Consider the following 19,537-nt stretch of genomic DNA (forward strand, 5'->3'; position numbering starts at 1 on the left):
CGTCACCGCCTGCCCGTGCTCCCGGATTGCATGCGCAATCGGTGGCCGAAAGTGCGCTGCATCACTGAACAAGCGGTCAAAGCAGGACAAACAGTCAACGGAAGGTCTTCGTGGCGTGGTGACAGAGGACCGTCACGTCGTGGCGGGCGCCGGCTCGGCCTGCGTGGCGTGCCGGGGGCGGCTCTTCGTCGAGATCTGACCGACCAGTTCCCAGAAGCACACCAGTGCAGTGATGGGCGGGATCCCGAAGATCACTAAGGAGAGCAGCGCATGTGACGAGTGACTGACACACAGCGCCACGGCCACGACGGAGGCGGCCAGCACCACGCACCAGGACCGGCGCGTGCTCCGGCGCTGGACGGTGGCCCGCACCACGGAGAGCGCCGCCACGAACCACGGCCCGTACACCGTCAGCGGCCAGTACTGCGCGAGCCCCACGGGCAGCACCGACGATGCGATGCCGCGCAGCTGCTCGTAGGAGTAGCAGACGGACCAGGTCAGCATGCACACCGCGCACAGCGAGACCGCCGCGATCAGGAGCGTGATGTGCGTGACGCGCCGGCCGCCGTCGAGCAGATGGGAATCGTGACGGATCCGCCGGCGGTTGCTCCGGCGCCGGGCCGGCACGTCCAGCAGGGTGGGGGCCGTACTCACACTGGTCGGTGCGGACAGTATCTGGGCCAGTTCCTCGACCGGGTCCCAGTCGCTCGGTGCGCCGTCCGGTTCCGGGGCGCCCCATGCGTGGTCGTAGAGACCGGCATGGTCGAAGCGACCGGTGTGGTCGTAGGGACCCGTGTGATCGTAAAGACCCGTGGGGTCGTAGAGACCCGCGTGATCATAGAGACCGCTGTCGCGCTGAATCCCGTCCATCGGTAAAACCTCCACCCCCTGCCTCAGAACGCTTCGTACAGATCTGCCAATGTCCGCCGATACTCTTTTTCCATCGCGTTGATTCTCTTCAGGAAATCATCGAGCAGGTCCGAGCATGAGGTGATATCCATACTGCCGGGCCAGCGGAGCGCGGTCATCGGGTGATCTTCGGCGGTACGCCAGTCCAATCGCGTCACGGTCACCTAACGACCGTCACACGGGGCGGGGTTTGGGGCGTTCGGGGGAATTCAGTCACCCGGACGAGAACCTATAGAATACCCGGCGATTCACAATTGAAGAAATTCAGAATATGCGGGTGGTTACATTCCGTGAAAACGGAGACCGAATGAACGACGATGTGACCGGGCCCGGTTCGCCTCCGCCGTCGGTCAGGCCGGCCCCGCCCCGCCCGTCATCAGCTCCCGCACACAGCGCCGCAGCCAGGCGTGCGCCGGGTCGGCGTCGTGGCGCGGGTGCCAGGCCAGCCCGAGACCGAGCGGCGGGAGCGGCAGCGGCACCTCGAACAGGACCAGGCCGAGCGCGGTGGCCAGCGGCGCGCTCCAGGAGCTGACGAGGCCGATCAGATCGCAGTCGCGGAGCACGAAGAGGGAGGCCGGGAACGTGCCCACGGTGCCCACCACCTTCCGTTCCAGGCCCAGTTCGGCGAGGGCGTCGTCCACCGGGCCGCGCAGCTTGCCGCGCCGCGAGACGATCAGGTGCCCGGCCTCGCTCGCGAACCGCTCGGGTGTCAGCTCCCCGGTGAGGAGCGGGTGCCCGGACCGTACGACCCCGAGCATCCGGTCCTCGTGGAGGTGCTCCACATGCACCTCGGGCAGGGCGGTGTCGATCACCCCGATCTCCAGGTCGGCCGTGCCGTGCCGCAGGAACGGCGCGTCGACATGGCTCTCGGCGAGGAAGCGGACGCGGATGCCGGGCGCCTCCTCGGCGGCCCGGGCGAACAGGGGTGCGCCCAGCGGCGCGGCGATCGCGTCGTGGCCGATGATCGTGAACGTCCGGGAGACGGTCCGCAGATCGGTGTCCCGGCCCGGCGCGAACAGTGCCCGCGCCCGCTCCACCACCGCGCCCACCTCCGCCCGTACCGCGAGCGCGTGCGGAGTGGGCACCATCCGGCGCCCGGCCCGCACCAGCACCGGATCGCCGAGCGCCTTGCGGATCCGGCCGAGGGTGCGGCTCATGGCCGGTTCGGACAGATGCAGCCGCCGGGCGGCGCCCTGCACGCTCTGCTCCTCCAGCAGCACGTCCAGCGCCACCAGCAGATTCAGGTCGAGGCTGCCGTAGAGGTCGGCGGATTGCGTCATACGCAGGTATCCCTTGCAAAGGTTGCACTGGAAAGCAGACGAGTCCCGAGCCTACGGTGACAGGGCATCCCACACCACCCGCCGACTCCCAGGAGGAGCCGTGCCTTCGCACGCCCTGAAACGCCCTGTCCTGCTCGTCCTGTGCGCCTGTGTGCTGGTCGCGCAGAGCATGGTCGCCGCCATCAACCTCCTCATCCCCGAACTGAGTTCGTCCGCCCTGCACCCCTCGCACAGCGAGATCCTGTGGACGGTCGACGCGTACGTCATCGCCTTCGCCGGCCTGCTCATCCCGGCGGGTGCGCTCGGCGACCGCTACGGCCGCAAGGGCGCGCTGCTCGCGGGCCTGGCCCTGTTCGCGGCGGGCGCGGCCACCAGCGCGCTCGCCCCGGATCCCGCGGTCCTGATAGCGGGCCGCGGCCTGTCCGGCGCCGGAGCCGCGCTGATCACCCCGGCGACGATGTCGATCCTGATCCAGCTCGCCGCCCCCGAGCGGCGGGCCCGCGCCCTCGCCTCCTGGACGCTGGCGCTCGGCCTGGGCGGCGCGGCCGGCAACATCGGCGGCGGCCTGGTCGGCCAGTTCCTGTCCTGGCGGGCCCTGTTCGCGGCCATGGTCCCGCTCGCCGCCCTGCTCGCCCTGGCGGTCGCCGTCACCACCCCGCGCACCGCCCGCTCCGCACACAGCAACCTCGACCCGCTCGGCACCCTGCTCCTCACGGCAGGCCTGGTGGCGGCGCTGTTCGGCATCATCGAGGGCCCGGCGTACGGCTGGACCTCCGCGCCCATCCTCGGCTCCTTCGCGGCGGGGGCCCTGCTGACCGCCCTCTTCACCCGCCACGCCCTGCGCGCACCGCGCCCCCTCTTCGACCCGCGCGTCTTCGGCTCCGCCCGGCTGCGCTCGGCATCCCTCGGCACGGCGACCGGCTTCTTCGGCCTGTTCTCCCTCTTCTTCGTCAACTCGCAGTACCTGCAGGGCGTCAAGGGCTACGACGCGGCCGTCACCGGTTTCGCGATCATGCCGCTGACGATCGGCATGGCCCTGGTCTCGAGGCTCGCCGCCCGCTGGTCGGCGCACCCGCGCCCGGTCGTCGGCGCCGGGCTCGCCCTGATCGGCCTCGGTCTGCTCGGCGCGTCCACGGTCGACGCGGCCACGCCGTACTGGACGTACGCCTGCTGGCTCCTGGTCATCTCCGCCGGCACCGGTCTGTCCATGCCGGCCCTGACCCTCGGCGTCGTCACCTCGCTGCCGCCGCACCAGGCGGGCCTGGGCTCCGGCCTCGGCACCACGGCCCGCGAGACCGGCGCGGCGCTCGGCGTCGCGGTCACCGGCACGGTCCTGTCCGCCCACACGGACCTGACCACCGGCATGGGCCCGGCGCTGCGCACGGTCGCGCTGCTGGTTCTCGCGGCGACGGCGCTCGTCGTGGCGGGTTACGGCGGCCGCACATCGACACGTACTATCGCGTCCGACAAGGAACGCGTACTATCGCGTTCCACCGGCGCCTGAGCAACTCCCCTCACCATAAGGCCCGTTGAGGAGCCACCATGCCCGCACTCCTGAACCCCGTCCTCGATCTGCTGACCCTGCGCGGCACGGTCACCGAGGCCGAGCAGATCACCGCCCGGATGCGCCGGCTGCGCATCGACGGCGACCAGCTCGCCGGCCTCGACGTCCGGCCGGGCCAGCAGGTGCGCGTCCTGGTCACCGGGCTGACGCTCCGTACGTACTCCGTCTGGCGCTACGACCCGTCCGGCGTCGTCGAGTTGTGCGTCCTGGACCACACCGAGGGCGGACCGGGGGCCGGGTGGGGGCGCACCGTCGGGACGGGTGACCAGGTGCGGCTGCGCCGGCCCGAGGGCACCTTCACGTTGCGCCCCGAGGCCGCCCACCACGTCTTCGTCGGCGACGAGACGGCCTCGGTCGCCTTCGGCGCGATGCTCGCGGAGCTGCCCGAGGACGCCCGGATCTCCGGCTGCGTGGAGACGGGAACGGCCGCGGACCGCCTCCCCCTCGCCCACGCGGAGCGCCTCGACTGGGTGCTCCGCGGCGAGACGTCACTCCCGGAGGCGGTACGCCGGCTCGCCCCCGAACCCGGCGGGATCGCCTATGTCGCCGGGGAGGCGCGGGACGTGCAGGCGGTGCGGAAGGTGCTGGTCCAGGAGGCGGGGTGGGACCGGCGGGCGGTACTCACCAAGCCGTTCTGGACGCCGGGGAAGAAGGGCATGGAGTGAGGCTCAGGAGCACTGGGCGTCCGTGGGGCAGAACGAGTCGACCGCGGTCGTGAGCGGCCCCCGGACCAGGCCTGCGGACAGGCTCTCCGGACCGCTGGAGCGGATCGCGTAGAGGGTCCCGTCGGCGGCCTGGAAACGGTGGTCGACGACCTGGCGGGCACCCTTGCCCTTGTCGTCGTAGCGGTACGACAGTTCGGCCCAGGTGTCGCCGGAGGTACGGTCTCCGGCCCGGTAGCCGGGCTGGTGGGAGTAGCCGTAACCCGGGTCGTTCTCGGCGAGGTCGAGGGACTCCGCCGGGGTGGCCTCGGAGAGCTCGAAGATCTGCAACTGGCGCCCGTCGGACGGGGAGTCGTAGTACACGACCGGCGCCTTCTCCCCCTGCTGCTGCCGCCGCGTCCAGCCCCGCGGGACGTCGAGCGTGTAGCCGACGGGGTCGTGTGCGACGCGGTACCCGGAGGGGACGGAGGAGGCGGGGGTCGTCTCGGAGGCGGGAGACGCGGGCGACTGCGGCGACTCCGGCGACTCCGGCGACTCCGGCGAGGAGGACTTGACGCTGACGCTCGGCGCGGGGTCGGCAGCGGTGCCGGTGCCGTGGCCTCTCCCCAGGTACCAGACACCCAGCCCGGTGGCCGCGGCGACCAGCACCAGCGCGAGCACGGCGGCGGCCGTACGGCCGGTACGGCGGCGCGGCGGAACGTACCCGCCGGGCGGCGGGGGCGTCGGCGGGAGGACCTGGCCCGGGGAGGTGGGAGCCGCGGACCAGGGCGGCGGGGTGTAGGCGCGTGGCTCGTCCGGCGACGCCGGTGGGGACGAGAACCCGGCCGGGAGCGGAGGCAGTACGGAGGGCTGCGTCGGGGTCGGCGGCCAGGCGGGGCGCCCGCTCTCCTCACTGGGCTCGCGTTCGGTGCCGAGACGCTCGTATCCGCCGGGCCGGTTCTCCGGCCGCTCGGGGTTCTCCGGACGCTCCATCCGCTCCGGCCGCTCCGGCCTCTTCGAGAGGTCCGGGTGCCTTCGGTCCTGCGGCTCGTCTCCGTCGTTCCATCCGCTCATCGCGAACCCCCCGATTCACTTCACCGCGTAGCCCTTTCGACGGTAGCGGCGAAAACGGGAACGGGCCCCGTTCCGGAAGAAACCGGATCGGGGCCCGTGGGGTGCGGGAGGCTCAGATGAGGCCGAGGGCGCGGACCGCGTCGCGCTCCTCCGCCAGCTCCTGCACCGACGCGTCGATGCGGGCGCGGGAGAAGTCGCTGATCTCCAGGCCCTGGACGATCTCGTACTGCCCGTCCTTGGTGGTGACCGGGAAGGAGGAGATCAGGCCCTCCGGGACGCCGTAGGAGCCGTCCGACGGGATGCCCATGGAGGTCCAGTCACCGTCCGCCGTACCGTTGACCCAGGTGTGGACGTGGTCGATGGCGGCGTTCGCGGCGGAGGCGGCCGACGAGGCACCGCGGGCCTCGATGATGGCCGCGCCGCGCTTGGCGACGGTCGGGATGAACTCCTCGGCCAGCCACTTCTCGTCGCTCACGACCTCGGCGGCGTTCTTGCCGGCGACGGTGGCGTGGAAGATGTCGGGGTACTGCGTGGCGGAGTGGTTGCCCCAGATGGTCAGGCGCTTGATGTCGGCGACCGTGGAGCCCGTCTTCTTCGCGAGCTGGGTCAGCGCGCGGTTGTGGTCGAGGCGGGTCATCGCGGTGAAGCGCTCGGCCGGCACGTCCGGCGCGGCGGCCTGGGCGATCAGCGCGTTGGTGTTGGCCGGGTTGCCGACGACCAGGACCTTGATGTCGTCCGCGGCGTGGTCGTTGATGGCCTTGCCCTGGGGCTTGAAGATGCCGCCGTTGGCCTCCAGGAGGTCACCGCGCTCCATGCCCTTGGTGCGGGGGCGGGCGCCGACGAGGAGGGCGACGTTGGCGCCGTCGAACGCGACGTTCGGGTCGTCGCTGATGTCGATGCCCGCCAGGAGCGGGAAGGCGCAGTCGTCGAGCTCCATGGCGGTGCCCTCGGCGGCCTTGAGCGCCGGGGTGATCTCCAGGAGGCGGAGCCGGACCGGCACGTCCGCGCCGAGCAGCTGGCCGGAGGCGATGCGGAAGAGCAGGGCGTAACCGATCTGGCCGGCCGCGCCGGTGACGGTGACGTTCACGGGAGTGCGGGTCATGGCGTTCTCCGTATGACAGCTGGCGGTGGGCGTCCTTGCCCTGGCGAGCGGACGTACAAATGATCGATCTCTTGGCATCAAGAGATCCACCGGTCAGGCTATCGCGCATTCAGGAGGCCGTAGAGCGAGGGGTGGGTGTGGCTCACCCCACAAACAAGCGGCAGCCGCCCGTCCGGGAGAGGTGAGACGAGGCGGCTGCCACTCGGGGGTGCCGGTAACCGGACTCCCGTGGGGGTACGTTTCGCGTTCCCGGGAAACGGCCGGGCATTCCTCGGTACCGCGACTTTCCCCGTCGGGGTCACCTCCCCGTCGGAGTCACCCCGTCAGGTCGTGCACCCCGTCCGCCCCGACGCCAGCGTGGCGCAGGCCTTCGCCCCGGTCGCGTCCTTCACCGCGACCATCGGCGTGTACGCGATGGTGTCGCCGGTGGCCGTGATGTCGCCGCGTTCCGTGGTGGTGCCGGCCGTGATCCGCACCGAGTCGCCCCGGGCGGCGCCCGTGATCCGGCCCCAGGCGGCGCCGCAGGTCCTGCTGTAGCGGACCTCCAGGGTGGTCGCGCCGACCGTGGCGGTCTTGGCGGTGGTCACGAGGTCGCCGCTGCACCCCATGGCCTCCGCGTCCTTGCCGGTACAGCCGGCGCCCGCGCACTTCACCCCGGCCGGCAGGTCGGTGCCGGTGCCGACGGAGGGCGAGGCGGAGGCGGCGCCCTGGTTCTTCTTCCCGCCGTCGTCGTTGCCGGTGAGGAAGAGGACCGCGGCGATGACGACGACCATGCCGACGATCCCCGCGAGGAACATCGTCAGCCGCCGCTTGCCGCCCCCGGGGGCGGCCGGACCGCCCCGGGGTGCGGCGGGCCCCCGGGATCCGCTGCCCTCCCGGCGGTTCGCGTCGGGCGCCGTCGGCTGGGGCGGGATGGTGGGCGAGACACCCGCCGGCCCGGCGATCCCGGGCATCGCGACGGCACCGGCCGCGCGGCGCGCAGCCTTGCCCCCGGACCCGGACCCGGCCTCGGCACCGCCACCGCCCCCGCCTCCGGTGCCGGCACCGGCCGCGGCTCCGGTGCCGGCGGCGGTCGTGGACGCGGACGGGGGTGCCCCGAACTCCCCGAGCGCGGCCCGCGCCTGGGAGATCCGGATCGCCTCCATGGTCATGTCGTGGCGCTGCTCCGAACGGCTCCAGGCCCGTTCCGCCAGCTCCCACATGGTCGTGAGATGGACGGGATTGCTGCCGGTGACCTCGGCGAGCGCGACCACCGCGCCCTTGGGCGCCAGCAGCCGTCCGCCGAGGTACCGCTCCCAGGACGTCCTGCTGTAGCCGGTGCGGTCGGACAGTGCCGCGACGCTCAGCCCGCTGCGGTCCACGAGCCTCCGCAGTTGGGTGGCGAACTCCCTCACCTGCGGATCGAGTTCATCCGGCAGGGCTTTCCAACGAGGCATTGCTCCCCCTCTTCCCCCGGTCCTCTTTCCCCCGGTTCGGTGCCGTGTCTTCCCCGCGTTCCCCTTGCGCGTGGTGCCCCCGCGCCGGTCCCCGTTCTGGCTACCCACCGAACCGCGGCGACCCCGGAAACCGGTCCCCGAACAGGGGGCGCACAGGAGCATCGGCCCGCCGAGGTGCACCGTCGCACGCCGACCGCCATGCGGTCCAACAGGCCTCCAGCTCGCCCCGATTGGACACGTTAGCCCGCTTGTGAGGCGGCTTCGTAACATATCCGCGAACTTGTCAACACATCGACACACCGGTCACCGGCTTGTGACCTCGCAGGTCACAGGGGACTCATCGCACCCGGGTCTCACCCGAGAACCACGGCACCGACGACCGTCACGAGGAGCAGCACGAGCAGCAGCAGAACGGCGTACAGCAGCAGCCGGCCGTGCGGGCGGGGCGCCGGTTCCGGCTCCGGGCGGTCCCACCACGGCAGGGTCGGGTCGTCCTCGTACTCCCCCGCGTCCGGCGGCCGTTCCGGCTCGGCCGCCGGACGCGGCCAGGCCTGGACGGCCAGTTCCCAGCGCACGGCGTGCCGTTCGGCGTCCGCGCCGGCGAGGCCCGCGACCCGGCACAGCGCGACGACGGCCTGTCTCGGCGGCGGCTGCACGGCGTTGAGGTAGCGCTGCCAGGAGGACTTGCTGTACGCGGTGCGGGCGCCCAGCGCGACCAGGCTGAGGCCGGTGTCGTCCTTGAGGAGCCGCAGCTGCTCCACGAAGTGCCGTACCTCCGGCGGGAGCCCCTCCGGCAGCGGCTGCCAGCCGCTCATGACGCACCTCCACGGCTTCGCTCGTTGCCAGTTCGTTGCCAGTTCAGTCCGGGTGACGACAGCGGGCGGTCCGGCGGTTCCCGCAGGCAGTGGCGGTGCGGGCGGTCCGTACCGGAACCGTCACCTCTGTGCCACAGGCGTCGGACAGCCGTTGAACGGGCCCCGCGCGGTGGGAAGGCTGAATCCTGACGGCGGTCCGTCCTGCTCGGGGGAGGGGACGGGCCGCCGGTCCGTCCCCGGGGCCGCTGTCCGGATCAGCCTGCCGGGCCGCCCGGCGTCACCAGCCCCGTCTCGTACGCCACCACCACCGCCTGCGCCCGGCTGCCCAGGTCCAGCTTGGTCATCGTGCGGTTGAGGTGGGTCTTCACGGTCGCCTCGCTGATGTAGAGGCGGTCGGCGATCTCCAGGTTGGACAGCCCGCGCGCGGTGAGCCGGAGGACCTCGACCTCGCGTGAGGTCAGCACCTCCAGGTCGGGCGGTGGCCCGGCCTGGGGGCCGCCGCCGCGCTGCCGGGCGAAGGCCTCCACCAGGCGCCGGGTGACGCTGGGCGCGAACAGGGCGTCACCGCCGTCCACCGCGGTGACGGCGGCCAGCAGCCGTTCCGGGCCGGAGTCCTTGAGGAGGAAGCCGGAGGCGCCGGCGCGCAGCGCGCCGTACACGTACTCGTCGAGGTCGAAGGTGGTCAGGACGAGGACGCGCGGCGGCGGTCCGTCCGCCTGGGCGATGATGCGCTCGGTGGCCTCGATACCGTTGAGCCCGGGCATCCGGATGTCCATGAGGACGACGTCGGGCCGGGTCTCGGCGGCCAGCCGCACCGCCTCCGCACCGTCCCCGGCCTCCCCCGCCACCTCGAACCCGGGTGCGGCCTCCAGCAGCCCCACCAGGCCCGCGCGGATGAGGAACTGGTCGTCGACCACGAGCACTCTGGTCATCCGGTACGGTCGTCCCCCCGCCGTGCGAGTGTGGCCGAGGTCGGCAGGGTCAGTTCGACCGCGAAGCCGCCCTCGGGGCGTGGGCCGACGCTGATCGTCCCGCCGTAGAGCTTGGCCCGCTCCCGCATGCCAATCAAGCCATGTCCGGCGCCTGTTCGCACTCTGTCCGGATTCACCCCCTCCCCGTCGTCGAGGACGGACACGGTCAGCTCATGCGGCCCGTACCGCAGCAGCACGCGCGCGTGGGCGCGGCCGGCGTGCTTGAGGACGTTGGTGAGGGCCTCCTGGACGACACGGTAGGCGCACAGTTCGACACCGGGCGGCAGCGGCCGGGGCTCGCCGTCAACCGTGAACTCGACGGGCAGTCCGCCGCTGCGCACCCGCTCGACGAGTTCGGCCAGCCGCTCCAGGGTGGGCATGGGAGCCCGCTCGGCGGCCCGCGGATCCTCCTCCCGCAGCACCTGGAGCATGCGCCGCAGTTCCTCCAGCGCCTCCCCGCTGGTGTCGGCGATCGTCCCGAGCGCGCCCCGCGCCTTGCCGGGATTCGTCTCGAAGACGAACCGGGCGAGCCCCGCCTGCACGGAGATCACCGACATGTGATGGGCGACGACGTCGTGCAACTCCCGTGCTATCCGACCGCGTTCCTCGGCGACGGCCCGCCGGGCCCGCTCGGCCTGCTCGGCCCGCAGATGCCGGGTGAGGATGGCGGACCGCTGCGCGAGATGACCGAACCAGAGCAGCACCGAGCAGTACAGCAGCGCCTGCGTGACGACGGACAGCATCGAGGAGTCGACCGTGACGATCCCGGCGTACACCCACATGCCGGTCAGACAGAGCGCACAGCCGACGGCGATCCGGAACGGCCGCACCGACGCGACCGTGTACAGCGCCACCATGGAACCGAAGGTGCACACCACGGGCCAGTAACCGAGGCTGACATAGGCGAACGAGGCGCACAGCACGACGGCGAACACCTGCAGCGGCCACCGCCCCCGCAGCGCGATGGGCAGATGCGCCAGCCCGACCAGCGCATACGCCCGCGCGTCGAGCACCGGCCAGCCCTGCGTGGGCGACTCCCGCCCCAGCGACACGGCCATCACGACCGTCATGCACGCGAACAGCGTGTCGACGGCGAGCGGTGGCGGGTTGCGGAGGCGCATCGCCGCAGCGTAACGCCGGGGTCGCGGGCGGGGAGTCAATCGCCGGGCGTACCGCGGAAGTTGTAGGGGGTTCAACCGGGAGGGGGATTCGCCTGTGACACCGGCCCTCTACCTTCGTTCAGGGGGAAGCAGGCCCGCACCCACCGGGGGAGGTGCGGGCCACCTTTCGAACGCCGGGGGCTTCAGCGCCCCGCCAGGGGCTCGGGGCCGTAACTGATATGCGGCTACCGCCGCGCGGGCGCGACCAGCCCCCACCGGACCCGCAGCCGACACTGAACCCGATCCCTAGCTCCGCATGGTGAAGTGCAGGGTGTCCTTCAGATAGGGGATCACCAGCCATGGCTTCGGCTGCGCCATCAGCGCCAGCAGCACTATCGCCAGCCCCAGCACCCCGTACGTCACGATGTCCGTGAACCGTGACCGGACCGCCAGCATCCCCACGCTCGGCAGTACCCAGCGCATCACCGCACCGGCGAGCAGCGCCGCCCCGATCAGCAGCGCACCGATCCGGAACTGGTCCAGCGAGGTCACCAGCAGCCCCACCGCGGCGGTCGCGAGCACGACCAGCAGCGGCCACTGCCGGGCCGGCGCCGGCAGGTCCCCCGACGCGGCCCGGCCGCCCCCTTCGGGGCGAGCCGTGTCCCGGGTGAACAGCGGGAAGCGCCGGGTCGCCCGACGGCCGTCAGCCGACACTGCGCTCCGCCGCCTCGACCACGTTGACCAGCAGCTGCGCCCGGGTCATCGGCCCGACACCGCCGGGGTTGGGGGAGATCCACCCGGCAACCTCGGCGACGCCGGGGTGGACATCGCCGACGATCTTGCCGTCGGCGTTGCGGGAGACACCGACGTCGAGGACGGCCGCGCCCGGCTTGACGTCCTCGGGGCGGATCAGGTGCGGGGAGCCGGCCGCGGCGACGATGATGTCCGCGCGCTTGAGATGCGAGGAGAGGTCGCGCGTGCCGGTGTGGCACTGCGTGACCGTCGCGTTCTCGCTGCGCCGGGTGAGCAGCAGCGGCATCGGGCGGCCGATGGTCACGCCACGGCCGACGACCACGACCTCGGCGCCCTTGATCTCGACGCCGTGGCGGCGCAGCAGGGTGAGTACGCCGTTGGGGGTACAGGGCAGCGGCGCGGGCTCGCCGAGGACCAGCCGGCCGAGGTTCATCGGGTGCAGGCCGTCCGCGTCCTTGTGCGGGTCCATCAGCTCCAGGATGCGGTTCTCGTCGATGCCCTTGGGCAGCGGGAGCTGGACGATGTAGCCGGTGCAGGAGGGGTCGTCGTTGAGCTCGCGGACGACCGCCTCGATCTCCTCCTGGGTCGCGGTGGCCGGGAGTTCGCGCTGGATGGAGGCGATGCCGACCTGCGCGCAGTCGCGGTGCTTGCCGGCGACGTACTTCTGGCTGCCGGGGTCGTCCCCGACGAGGATCGTGCCGAGTCCGGGCGTGACGCCCTTCTCCTTCAGCGCCGCCACCCGGGCGGTCAGATCGGACTTGATCGCGGCTGCGGTGGCCTTGCCATCGAGAATCTGGGCGGTCATGGCTCCATCCTCCCGGATGCCGGCCCCCTGGTTCCACTCGGGTGCGCGGTCATGATCAATGATGTTGCACTTGCACAACACATCGCTAATCGGACTGGACAACCACTCGCCCGTACTTGACGATGAACGGCGCAGTATCGCGGTCCGGTGGGGGGCAAACCGCTCAGATCATGACGTACCTCCGTGCTTGTCCGCGTCGTCCCCGCAGGTCCAACGGAGGAAAACCGCCATGAGTTTCGGCTCGCCCAACAACCCCTACGGTCAGCCTCAGAACCCGCAGCAGGGTCAGCCCGGCTACGGCTACCCCCAGCAGGGCCAGCCCGGCTACCAGCAGGCCCCGCAGGGCGTGCCGCCGCAGCAGGGCTACGGCTACCCCCAGCAGCAGCCCGGCTACCCCCAGCAGGGCGGCTACGGCTACCCGCAGCAGGGTTACGGCGCGACGCCGCCGTACGCGAACTGGGGCTGGCGTTTCCTGAGCAAGCTGATCGACGGGCTGCTGTACGGCATCCCGTACATCCTCGTGATCGTGGGCGCCGGCAACAAGACCCCCGCGCTGACGATCATCGGCTTCCTCGGCCTGATCGGCCTGTTCGTCTACCAGGTCATCCTGGAGGGGCGTACCGGTCAGACCCTGGGCAAGAAGGCGGTCGGCACCCGCACGCTCAAGGAGGAGACGGGCCAGCCGATCGGTGCGGGCATGGCGTTCGTGCGCCAGCTGGCCCACATCCTGGACGGCCTGCCCTGCTACCTCGGCTACCTGTGGCCGGCGTGGGACGCCAAGCGCCAGACGTTCGCGGACAAGGTCTGCGGCACGATCGTGATCCGCAGCAACTGAGCGGCTGAACCGCCGGACCGCACTCCAAGGGCCGTGTCCCCCTCTTTCCGGGGGGACACGGCCCTGGTGTTTGCGCCTACGCGTCCGCGACTCAGTGGAAGAAGTGCCGCGTCCCCGTGAAGTACATCGTCACGCCGGCCTTCTTCGCGGCCTCGACGACGAGTTCGTCGCGGACCGAACCGCCCGGCTGCACCACGGCCTTCACACCGGCCGCGGTGAGGATCTCCAGGCCGTCGGGGAAGGGGAAGAACGCGTCGGAGGCGGCGTAGGAGCCGCGCGCCCGCTCCTCGCCGGCCCGCTCGACCGCGAGCTTCGCGGAGTCGACGCGGTTGACCTGGCCCATGCCGACGCCGACCGAGGCGCCGTCCTTGGCGAGCAGGATGGCGTTGGACTTCACGGCCCGGCAGGCCTTCCAGGCGAAGGCGAGCTCGGCCAGCTCCGCCGCGCTCAGCGCCTCGCCGGTCGCGAGGGTCCAGTTGGCCGGGTCGTCGCCGTCGGCCTGCAGCCGGTCGGTGACCTGGAGCAGCACACCGCCGTCGACGGGCTTGACCTCGACCGGGTTGGCCGGGGCGCCCGGCGCCTTCAGGACGCGGATGTTCTTCTTCTTGGCGAGGGCTTCGAGCGCCCCCTCCTCGTAGTCGGGCGCGACGATGACCTCGGTGAAGATCTCGGCGACCTGCTCCGCCATCTCCTTGCTCACCGGCCGGTTGACGGCGATCACGCCGCCGAACGCGGACAGCGGGTCACAGGCGTGCGCCTTGCGGTGCGCCTCGGCGACATCCGAACCGACCGCGATGCCACAGGGGTTGGCGTGCTTGATGATCGCGACGCACGGCTCGTCGTGGTCGTACGCGGCACGGCGCGCGGCGTCCGTGTCCGTGTAGTTGTTGTACGACATCTCCTTGCCGTGCAGCTGCTCGGCCTTGGCGAGGCCGCCGCCGGCGGCGTCGACGTAGAGGGCGGCGGGCTGGTGCGGGTTCTCGCCGTAGCGCAGGGTGTTCTCGCGCTCCCAGGTGGCACCCAGGAAGTCGGGGAACTGCGACTCGTCGACGGGGGCGTACTCCGAGGCGAACCAGGAGGCCACCGCCACGTCGTACGACGCGGTGTGCTGGAAGGCCTCGGCGGCGAGCCGCTTGCGGGTGGCCAGGTCGAAGCCGCCCTCGGCGACCGCGGCGAGGACGTCGGCGTACCGGGCCGGGCTGGTGACGACGGCGACCGAGGGGTGGTTCTTGGCGGCGGCGCGGACCATCGAGGGGCCGCCGATGTCGATCTGCTCGACGCACTCGTCGGCCGAGGCACCGGAGGCGACGGTCTCGCGGAACGGGTAGAGGTTGACGACGACGAGGTCGAAGGGGGCCACGCCCAGCTCGTCGAGCTGCTTGCGGTGGCTGTCCAGGCGCAGGTCGGCGAGGATGCCGGCGTGGACCTTGGGGTGCAGGGTCTTGACCCGGCCGTCCAGGCACTCCGGGAAGCCGGTGAGCTCCTCGACCTTGGTGACGGGGACTCCGGCGGCGGCGATGCGGGAGGCGGTGGAGCCGGTGGAGACGAGCTCGACGCCCGCCTCGTGCAGCCCGCGCGCGAGGTCTTCGAGGCCCGTCTTGTCGTAGACGCTGACGAGCGCCCGTCGGATGGGCCGCTTGTTGCTCTCGGCGGTCACTGGATAACTACCTTTCGTCCCTCAATGCGATAGCCGTTGCGGGCGATCCGCCCCACGACCTCGACGAGCAGCCTTCGCTCGACGTCCTTGATGCGCTCGTGCAGAGCGCTCTCGTCGTCCTCGTCCCGGACCTCCACCACGCCCTGAGCGATGATCGGCCCGGTGTCGACGCCGTCGTCGACGAAGTGGACGGTGCAGCCGGTGACCCTGGCGCCGTACGCGAGCGCGTCGCGTACGCCGTGGGCTCCCGGAAAACTGGGCAGCAGCGCGGGGTGCGTGTTGACGGTGCGCCCGCCGAACCGCGCCAGGAACTCCTTGCCGACGATCTTCATGAACCCGGCGGAGATCACGAGGTCCGGTTCGTGGGCGGCGACGGCGTCGGCCAGCGCCCGGTCCCACTCCTCGCGGCTCCCGAAGTCCTTCACCCTGGTCACGAAGGTGGGCAGCCCGGCGCGCTCGGCACGCGCGAGCCCCTCGATGCCGTCGCGGTCGGCGCCGACGGCGACGACCTCGGCGCCGTAGGCCTCCGCCCCGGTCTCGGCGATGGCGTCGAGGAGCGCCTGGAGGTTGGTGCCGGATCCGGAGACCAGCACGACGAGGCGCTTGGCCACGGGCTTGGCGGCCACGGCGGGGCCCTTTCTCGGGGGAGCGTCGGTACGGCGGCCGGTCCCGTACGGCGCTTGTACATTCGTACGAGTGCTTCGCGCCCCCGGATACGGGGAAGTCTACGAAGCGGCCGACCGTCAGCAACGATACCGGCACACCGGGCGGCCCCCACGGGACGGGGGCGTGGCCGGAAGGTAGCGTCTGGGAAGTACCGCGACGGGAACGTGTCCGGGATACGGCACGTTCACGAGGTAACCAGCCGTTTCATCCGCCGTATCGATCCGCCATATCCGTCAGCATTCGCCAGCCGTGTTCATCAGTCGCATTCATCCGCCGTATTCATCAGTCGTATCGATCTAGGGGAAGACGCTCACTTGATGCCGGACCGCAGCCTGGGACTTCGCCTGCTCCCCCCGCAGTCGGTGCAGGGAGGGACGCGTTTCGCCGTGCTGCTGCGGGAGCGGCCGGCCTCGCCGCCGGACGCGCCCTCGGACCGGCCGAAGAGCGACCAGCAGGACGACAACCCCTTCGCCCCGCCGCCGGAGGGCACGCCGGACAGCCCGTGGCGGCCGCGCCGCCCCGCCGGTGACCGCGACGAGCAGTCACCCTGGGGCAGCCAGTGGAGCGACCGCCAGCCCGGCCGGCAGTCCGGCGGCTTCGGCGAGCGTCCCGGCCGCGGCCCGGGGGGCGACGGCCAGGGTGGCCCCGGTGGCCCCGGCCCCGGCATGCGCTGGGACCCCACGGACCCGACCCAGCGCCGGGCGCGGTACGCCCTGCTGTGCGGGATGTGGGCGTTCTTCTTCGCCCTCTTCAGCTGGCCGTACGTCGCGCTGCTGCTCGGCGCGCTGGCCATCTACTGGGGCGTCAGCGCGCTCCGCGCCAAGCCGCGCAACCCCGACGAGGCCGCAGGCGGCCGCCCCCAGACGACGGCGGCGATCAGCGGCCTGGTCACGGCGTCCCTGGCGCTGGCCCTGGTGGCGGCGAGCTTCACGGCCCAGCTGGTCTACCGCGACTACTACACGTGCGTCACGGACGCCCTCACCAACGAGGCCCAGCAGTCCTGCGACCATCTGCTGCCGAAGGAGCTGCGGCCCTTCATGGGGAGCACGAACAGCTGACGGCCCGGACGAGGCCCCGTGGTCAGGAGCCGTCCACGCCCTCGCCCGGTTCGGAGACCTCCCGCAGCACCTCCCACCTGGCCCTGCGCGCCACCTCGTCCTGCCAGGGATCGGGCAGCGGGGCCGCGGGCGGGGGTGTGCCGGGCTCGGCGGACAGGGCCGCGTAGGGGTCACGGGCCGACGGCGCCTCGCGGGGCTCGGCGGGCGGTACGCCGTAGGGGTCGGCGGGGAAAGCTGGGAAGGGCCGGACCGGCGGAACGGGGTACGGCTCGGCCGGGAGCGCCTCGTACCTCTCCTCGAACGTGTCGCCGTCGCCCTGGCCGGGCAGGGGTGCGGCCGACGCGACCGGGGTGGAGGGCTCCGACCGCACACCGGTCCGCTTCTCCGCGGCCCGCCTCTCGGCCGCCTCCGCCCGCTGCCTCTTGGCCGCATGCTTCTCCGCGGCCCGCTTCTCGGCCCGCCGCCTCTTCGCCGCCTGCTTCTCCGCGGTCCGCTGCTCCGCCGTCCGCCGCTTGGCCGCCCGCCTCTCCGCGGTCCGTCTCTTCGCGGTGCGGTTCTCCGCGGCGCGGTTCTCCGCGGCGCGCTCCTCCGCCGTCGTCGTGCTGCCGAACCCCAGCCAGGCCGCGAGCGAGGCGGTGCCCCGCCCCCGCCACTTCCGCACCGCCAGGGCCGCCGGCACCCCCACGCCGACGAGCCAGACGGCGGTCGCCGTGCCCGTCTGCCACCAGACGGGGCCGAAGCGGGTGAGCCCGGAGACGCCCATGGGGCCGCCGGCCAGCCCGGCCAGCGCCGCGAGCAGCAGCGCGCACAGCAGTGCCGCGAGCGTCACCACCCCGGCCGTGCGCCCGGTCGTCCACTGCCGTTCGGCCGCCCTCTTCACCACGAACCACGCCACCGTCACCCCGGCCGCCACCGGTACCGCCGCCCCGGCCAGCCAGTTCACCGGTGTCCCGGGCCCGTTCACCGGCACGGCCGCCAGCAGGGGAAACGGCGGGAGCAACGGTGCCCGGTCGGAGGCCAGAGGGTTCACGAGATGCCCGGCGCCGAGCGCGAAGCCCGGGCCGACGGCATACGACGCCGACCACACCGCCGCGTTGGGGACGAGACAGACACAGAGGAGCAGGACGGCGCAGCGCCCGGTCCAGCCCGCCGTCAGCTGGAGGAAGGAAGCCCGCGTCGCGTCGCCGTGCCCCACCAGCGACACCACGAGCAGCGTCGTCCCGCCCCCGAAGAACACGACCGTTCCGGCCAGGGACGCGCGGACGGCCGTACCCCACCGCACCCGGGTGTCCCGCCCGAGCAGCAGCCGCCGTACCGCCCGCGGCAACACCCGGACCAGACTCGGCAGCGGCTCGCGCGGACGGCCGTACGCCGTCCACACCCCGGCGCCCGCTGCGCCCGTCGCGAGCAGCGGCAGACACACCGCCACCCACCCCCACACCGGCCGCAGTTCACCGCCGGACGCGTACAGCGCGACGCAGCCGCCGACACCGAGGTAGCCGGTGACCACGCCGGTCCACGCCGTCCGGGCCCGGACCGGCGGCGCGTAGGCACCCGCGCCGTCCGGGGCGTCCACCGCCTCCCGCGCACCCCGGTACACCAGTAGCGCCGGCACCACGAGCAGCAGCAACGGCGTCACCCCGACCGGCGCCGGCACCCCGGACAGGGTGTGGATACGGACCAGTTCGACACCGTGGGCGAGGAGCCACAGCGCCGCCGCGAGATGCAACGCGCCGCCCGGACCGCTGTCGGGATAGGGCGAACTGACCCAGAGCGCCATCACCAGCACGGAGAAACTGCCGAGTCCGAGCCCGGCCGCGATCGCGCCGCCCAGGAGGCTCGCGCCGAACCCGGGGGAACGGTCGCGCAGCCGGGTGAGCAGGGCCGAGAACGACGGTCGGCGGACGGTCATGTTCATCACGACCGCCATGCTCCCAACGACACGCGCTTTCCCGTCGTAACGGGCGAACCACCGAAGTGTCGCTCAATATATGTTTATGTGCTTTTTCGTAGGAAGGTACGCCAAGTGACGCAGAGCCCGGCCCACGCCGACCAGGCCGTACCGGCTACCGCCCTGACGCCCGCTCAGGCCTTCGACGCGCTGTACGCGTTCTGCGCCCCGGCCCTGGTACGGCAGACCTATCTGCTCACCGGGCGCCGGGAGCTGGCGCGGGAAGCCGTCGAGCAGGCCTTCCAACTCGCCTGGCAGAACTGGCCGCAGGTGGCCCGCGACCGGGACCCGGCCGGCTGGGTGCGCGCGGTGGCGCACGAGTGCGCGCTCTCCCCCTGGCACCGGTTCCGGCTGCGCTACCGGCACCCCGAGCCCCCACCCGCCGACGCGGCCGACCGCGCCCTGCTGGACGCGTTGCTGAAACTGCCGCCGACGTACCGCCGCACGCTGCTGTTGTACGACGGCGTCGGGCTCGACCTGCCGGAGACGGCGGCGGAGACGGAGGCGAGCACACCGGCGGCGGCGGGCCGGCTCACCCGGGCGCGCCGGGAGGTCGCGGCGCGGGTTCCGGAACTGGCGGACACTGCGGAGCTGCACCGGCGGCTGACCGAACTCGCCTCGGCGGAGCGGTTGCGTGCCGCTCAGCCGCCGTCGGTCCGTACGTACGCGGAACGCCGGACCCGGTTCTGGACCCGGTCCGCCCTCGCCTTCACGGCGGCGATCGTCGCGGCGACCACCCTCACGCTGCGGACGGCGCCGACGCACTACGAGGCACCGATCGGCCCGGCACAGGCGATCAGCGGGGTGCCTGCGGAGGTGGGGCTGGGGCCGTTGTCGGCCGGGGAGCGGGCGTTGCAGGCGAAGCTCCGCGGGGCGGCCGAGAAGGGGCCGGAGAGGTTGGTGCCTGTGGCGAGGTAGAC

Annotated in this window: 19 protein-coding genes; 5 read left to right on the forward strand and 14 right to left on the reverse strand. The window is 72.3% G+C overall.

Annotation, left to right across the window (positions count from 1 at the left end):
• Window positions 1–132 precede the first annotated feature (132 nt).
• The 3 genes from EDD90_RS22075 to EDD90_RS22085 all read right to left on the reverse strand — a co-directional run bounded on the left by EDD90_RS22075 (window position 133) and on the right by EDD90_RS22085 (window position 2,189).
• Entirely contained in the window at window positions 133–870 is a 738-nt protein-coding gene (locus EDD90_RS22075) for a DUF2637 domain-containing protein (protein ID WP_123974686.1), read from the reverse strand.
• Window positions 871–893: 23 nt separating this feature from the next.
• The gene (locus EDD90_RS22080; RefSeq protein WP_123974687.1) at window positions 894–1,073 is read right to left on the reverse strand and encodes a hypothetical protein; all 180 of its coding nucleotides are present in this window, start codon (window positions 1,071–1,073) and stop codon (window positions 894–896) included.
• 186 nt (window positions 1,074–1,259) lie between these two features.
• A complete protein-coding gene (locus tag EDD90_RS22085) occupies window positions 1,260–2,189 on the reverse strand; it encodes a LysR family transcriptional regulator (protein ID WP_123974688.1) in 930 nt (309 codons plus the stop codon).
• Window positions 2,190–2,289: 100 nt separating this feature from the next.
• Between EDD90_RS22085 and EDD90_RS22090 the strand changes: the two genes are divergently transcribed.
• On the forward strand, window positions 2,290–3,693 hold the full coding sequence (locus tag EDD90_RS22090) for an MFS transporter (RefSeq protein WP_123974689.1): 1,404 nt from the start codon (window positions 2,290–2,292) through the stop codon (window positions 3,691–3,693).
• A gap of 38 nt (window positions 3,694–3,731) precedes the next feature.
• Window positions 3,732–4,418 carry a siderophore-interacting protein gene (locus EDD90_RS22095; RefSeq protein WP_123974690.1) on the forward strand — a complete coding sequence of 229 codons (687 nt, stop codon included), beginning with the start codon at window positions 3,732–3,734 and terminating at the stop codon, window positions 4,416–4,418.
• Between the two features lie 3 nt (window positions 4,419–4,421).
• On the opposite strand, the gene EDD90_RS22100 is transcribed toward EDD90_RS22095, so the two are convergent.
• The 8 genes from EDD90_RS22100 to EDD90_RS22135 form a co-directional block, all read right to left on the reverse strand.
• A complete protein-coding gene (locus tag EDD90_RS22100; protein WP_260327992.1) occupies window positions 4,422–5,468 on the reverse strand; it encodes a hypothetical protein in 1,047 nt (348 codons plus the stop codon).
• Between the two features lie 112 nt (window positions 5,469–5,580).
• Window positions 5,581–6,570 carry a malate dehydrogenase gene (locus EDD90_RS22105; protein ID WP_123974691.1) on the reverse strand — a complete coding sequence of 330 codons (990 nt, stop codon included), beginning with the start codon at window positions 6,568–6,570 and terminating at the stop codon, window positions 5,581–5,583.
• A 323-nt stretch (window positions 6,571–6,893) separates the two neighbouring features.
• Window positions 6,894–8,006 carry an XRE family transcriptional regulator gene (locus EDD90_RS22110; RefSeq protein ID WP_123974692.1) on the reverse strand — a complete coding sequence of 371 codons (1,113 nt, stop codon included), beginning with the start codon at window positions 8,004–8,006 and terminating at the stop codon, window positions 6,894–6,896.
• A gap of 353 nt (window positions 8,007–8,359) precedes the next feature.
• Window positions 8,360–8,821, reverse strand: a complete 462-nt coding sequence (locus EDD90_RS22115) for a helix-turn-helix transcriptional regulator (protein WP_123974693.1) — start codon at window positions 8,819–8,821, stop codon at window positions 8,360–8,362.
• A gap of 254 nt (window positions 8,822–9,075) precedes the next feature.
• Window positions 9,076–9,753 (reverse strand): response regulator transcription factor, encoded by a 678-nt coding sequence (locus EDD90_RS22120; protein WP_123974694.1) that lies wholly within the window; start codon window positions 9,751–9,753, stop codon window positions 9,076–9,078.
• The gene (locus tag EDD90_RS22125) at window positions 9,750–10,913 is read right to left on the reverse strand and encodes a sensor histidine kinase (protein WP_123974695.1); all 1,164 of its coding nucleotides are present in this window, start codon (window positions 10,911–10,913) and stop codon (window positions 9,750–9,752) included. The genes EDD90_RS22120 and EDD90_RS22125 overlap by 4 nt, the downstream gene beginning before the upstream one ends.
• Before the next feature lie 285 nt (window positions 10,914–11,198).
• Window positions 11,199–11,606 carry a DUF3017 domain-containing protein gene (locus EDD90_RS22130; protein ID WP_123974696.1) on the reverse strand — a complete coding sequence of 136 codons (408 nt, stop codon included), beginning with the start codon at window positions 11,604–11,606 and terminating at the stop codon, window positions 11,199–11,201.
• Window positions 11,596–12,450 (reverse strand): bifunctional methylenetetrahydrofolate dehydrogenase/methenyltetrahydrofolate cyclohydrolase, encoded by an 855-nt coding sequence (locus EDD90_RS22135; protein WP_123974697.1) that lies wholly within the window; start codon window positions 12,448–12,450, stop codon window positions 11,596–11,598. Before EDD90_RS22135 ends, EDD90_RS22130 begins: the two co-directional genes overlap by 11 nt.
• 229 nt (window positions 12,451–12,679) lie before the next feature.
• Here EDD90_RS22135 and EDD90_RS22140 point away from each other — a divergent pair, with 229 nt between their 5' ends.
• Window positions 12,680–13,285, forward strand: coding sequence for an RDD family protein (locus tag EDD90_RS22140; protein WP_123974698.1), 606 nt, complete (start codon window positions 12,680–12,682; stop codon window positions 13,283–13,285).
• A gap of 91 nt (window positions 13,286–13,376) precedes the next feature.
• Here EDD90_RS22140 and purH read toward each other — a convergent pair whose 3' ends face one another.
• Entirely contained in the window at window positions 13,377–14,942 is a 1,566-nt protein-coding gene (gene purH / locus EDD90_RS22145; RefSeq protein ID WP_123974699.1) for a bifunctional phosphoribosylaminoimidazolecarboxamide formyltransferase/IMP cyclohydrolase, read from the reverse strand.
• Complete coding sequence (gene purN / locus EDD90_RS22150) at window positions 14,939–15,568, reverse strand: phosphoribosylglycinamide formyltransferase (protein WP_123974700.1); 630 nt, start codon at window positions 15,566–15,568, stop codon at window positions 14,939–14,941. Before purN ends, purH begins: the two co-directional genes overlap by 4 nt.
• Window positions 15,569–15,925: 357 nt before the next feature.
• Between purN and EDD90_RS22155 the strand changes: the two genes are divergently transcribed.
• On the forward strand, window positions 15,926–16,666 hold the full coding sequence (locus EDD90_RS22155) for a hypothetical protein (RefSeq protein WP_123974701.1): 741 nt from the start codon (window positions 15,926–15,928) through the stop codon (window positions 16,664–16,666).
• Between the two features lie 22 nt (window positions 16,667–16,688).
• Here the strand turns inward: EDD90_RS22155 and EDD90_RS22160 are convergent, their stop codons facing one another.
• Window positions 16,689–18,596, reverse strand: a complete 1,908-nt coding sequence (locus EDD90_RS22160) for a DUF6350 family protein (RefSeq protein WP_123974702.1) — start codon at window positions 18,594–18,596, stop codon at window positions 16,689–16,691.
• A 96-nt stretch (window positions 18,597–18,692) separates the two neighbouring features.
• Between EDD90_RS22160 and EDD90_RS22165 the strand changes: the two genes are divergently transcribed.
• Window positions 18,693–19,535 carry a sigma factor-like helix-turn-helix DNA-binding protein gene (locus EDD90_RS22165; protein ID WP_260327993.1) on the forward strand — a complete coding sequence of 281 codons (843 nt, stop codon included), beginning with the start codon at window positions 18,693–18,695 and terminating at the stop codon, window positions 19,533–19,535.
• Window positions 19,536–19,537 lie beyond the last annotated feature (2 nt).

It is taken from the genome of Streptomyces sp. Ag109_O5-1, assembly GCF_003814875.1.
GTDB lineage: Bacteria > Actinomycetota > Actinomycetes > Streptomycetales > Streptomycetaceae > Streptomyces > Streptomyces sasae.

Coding starts and splice junctions, on each gene's coding strand:
- EDD90_RS22075 (WP_123974686.1), bottom strand. CDS start 870: ATGGACGGGATTCAGCGCGACAGCGGTCTCTATGATCACGCGGGTCTC.
- EDD90_RS22085 (WP_123974688.1), bottom strand. CDS start 2,189: ATGACGCAATCCGCCGACCTCTACGGCAGCCTCGACCTGAATCTGCTG.
- EDD90_RS22095 (WP_123974690.1), top strand. CDS start 3,732: ATGCCCGCACTCCTGAACCCCGTCCTCGATCTGCTGACCCTGCGCGGC.
- EDD90_RS22100 (WP_260327992.1), bottom strand. CDS start 5,468: ATGAGCGGATGGAACGACGGAGACGAGCCGCAGGACCGAAGGCACCCG.
- EDD90_RS22105 (WP_123974691.1), bottom strand. CDS start 6,570: ATGACCCGCACTCCCGTGAACGTCACCGTCACCGGCGCGGCCGGCCAG.
- EDD90_RS22110 (WP_123974692.1), bottom strand. CDS start 8,006: ATGCCTCGTTGGAAAGCCCTGCCGGATGAACTCGATCCGCAGGTGAGG.
- EDD90_RS22115 (WP_123974693.1), bottom strand. CDS start 8,821: ATGAGCGGCTGGCAGCCGCTGCCGGAGGGGCTCCCGCCGGAGGTACGG.
- EDD90_RS22120 (WP_123974694.1), bottom strand. CDS start 9,753: ATGACCAGAGTGCTCGTGGTCGACGACCAGTTCCTCATCCGCGCGGGC.
- EDD90_RS22125 (WP_123974695.1), bottom strand. CDS start 10,913: ATGCGCCTCCGCAACCCGCCACCGCTCGCCGTCGACACGCTGTTCGCG.
- EDD90_RS22135 (WP_123974697.1), bottom strand. CDS start 12,450: ATGACCGCCCAGATTCTCGATGGCAAGGCCACCGCAGCCGCGATCAAG.
- EDD90_RS22140 (WP_123974698.1), top strand. CDS start 12,680: ATGAGTTTCGGCTCGCCCAACAACCCCTACGGTCAGCCTCAGAACCCG.
- EDD90_RS22155 (WP_123974701.1), top strand. CDS start 15,926: ATGCCGGACCGCAGCCTGGGACTTCGCCTGCTCCCCCCGCAGTCGGTG.
- EDD90_RS22160 (WP_123974702.1), bottom strand. CDS start 18,596: ATGGCGGTCGTGATGAACATGACCGTCCGCCGACCGTCGTTCTCGGCC.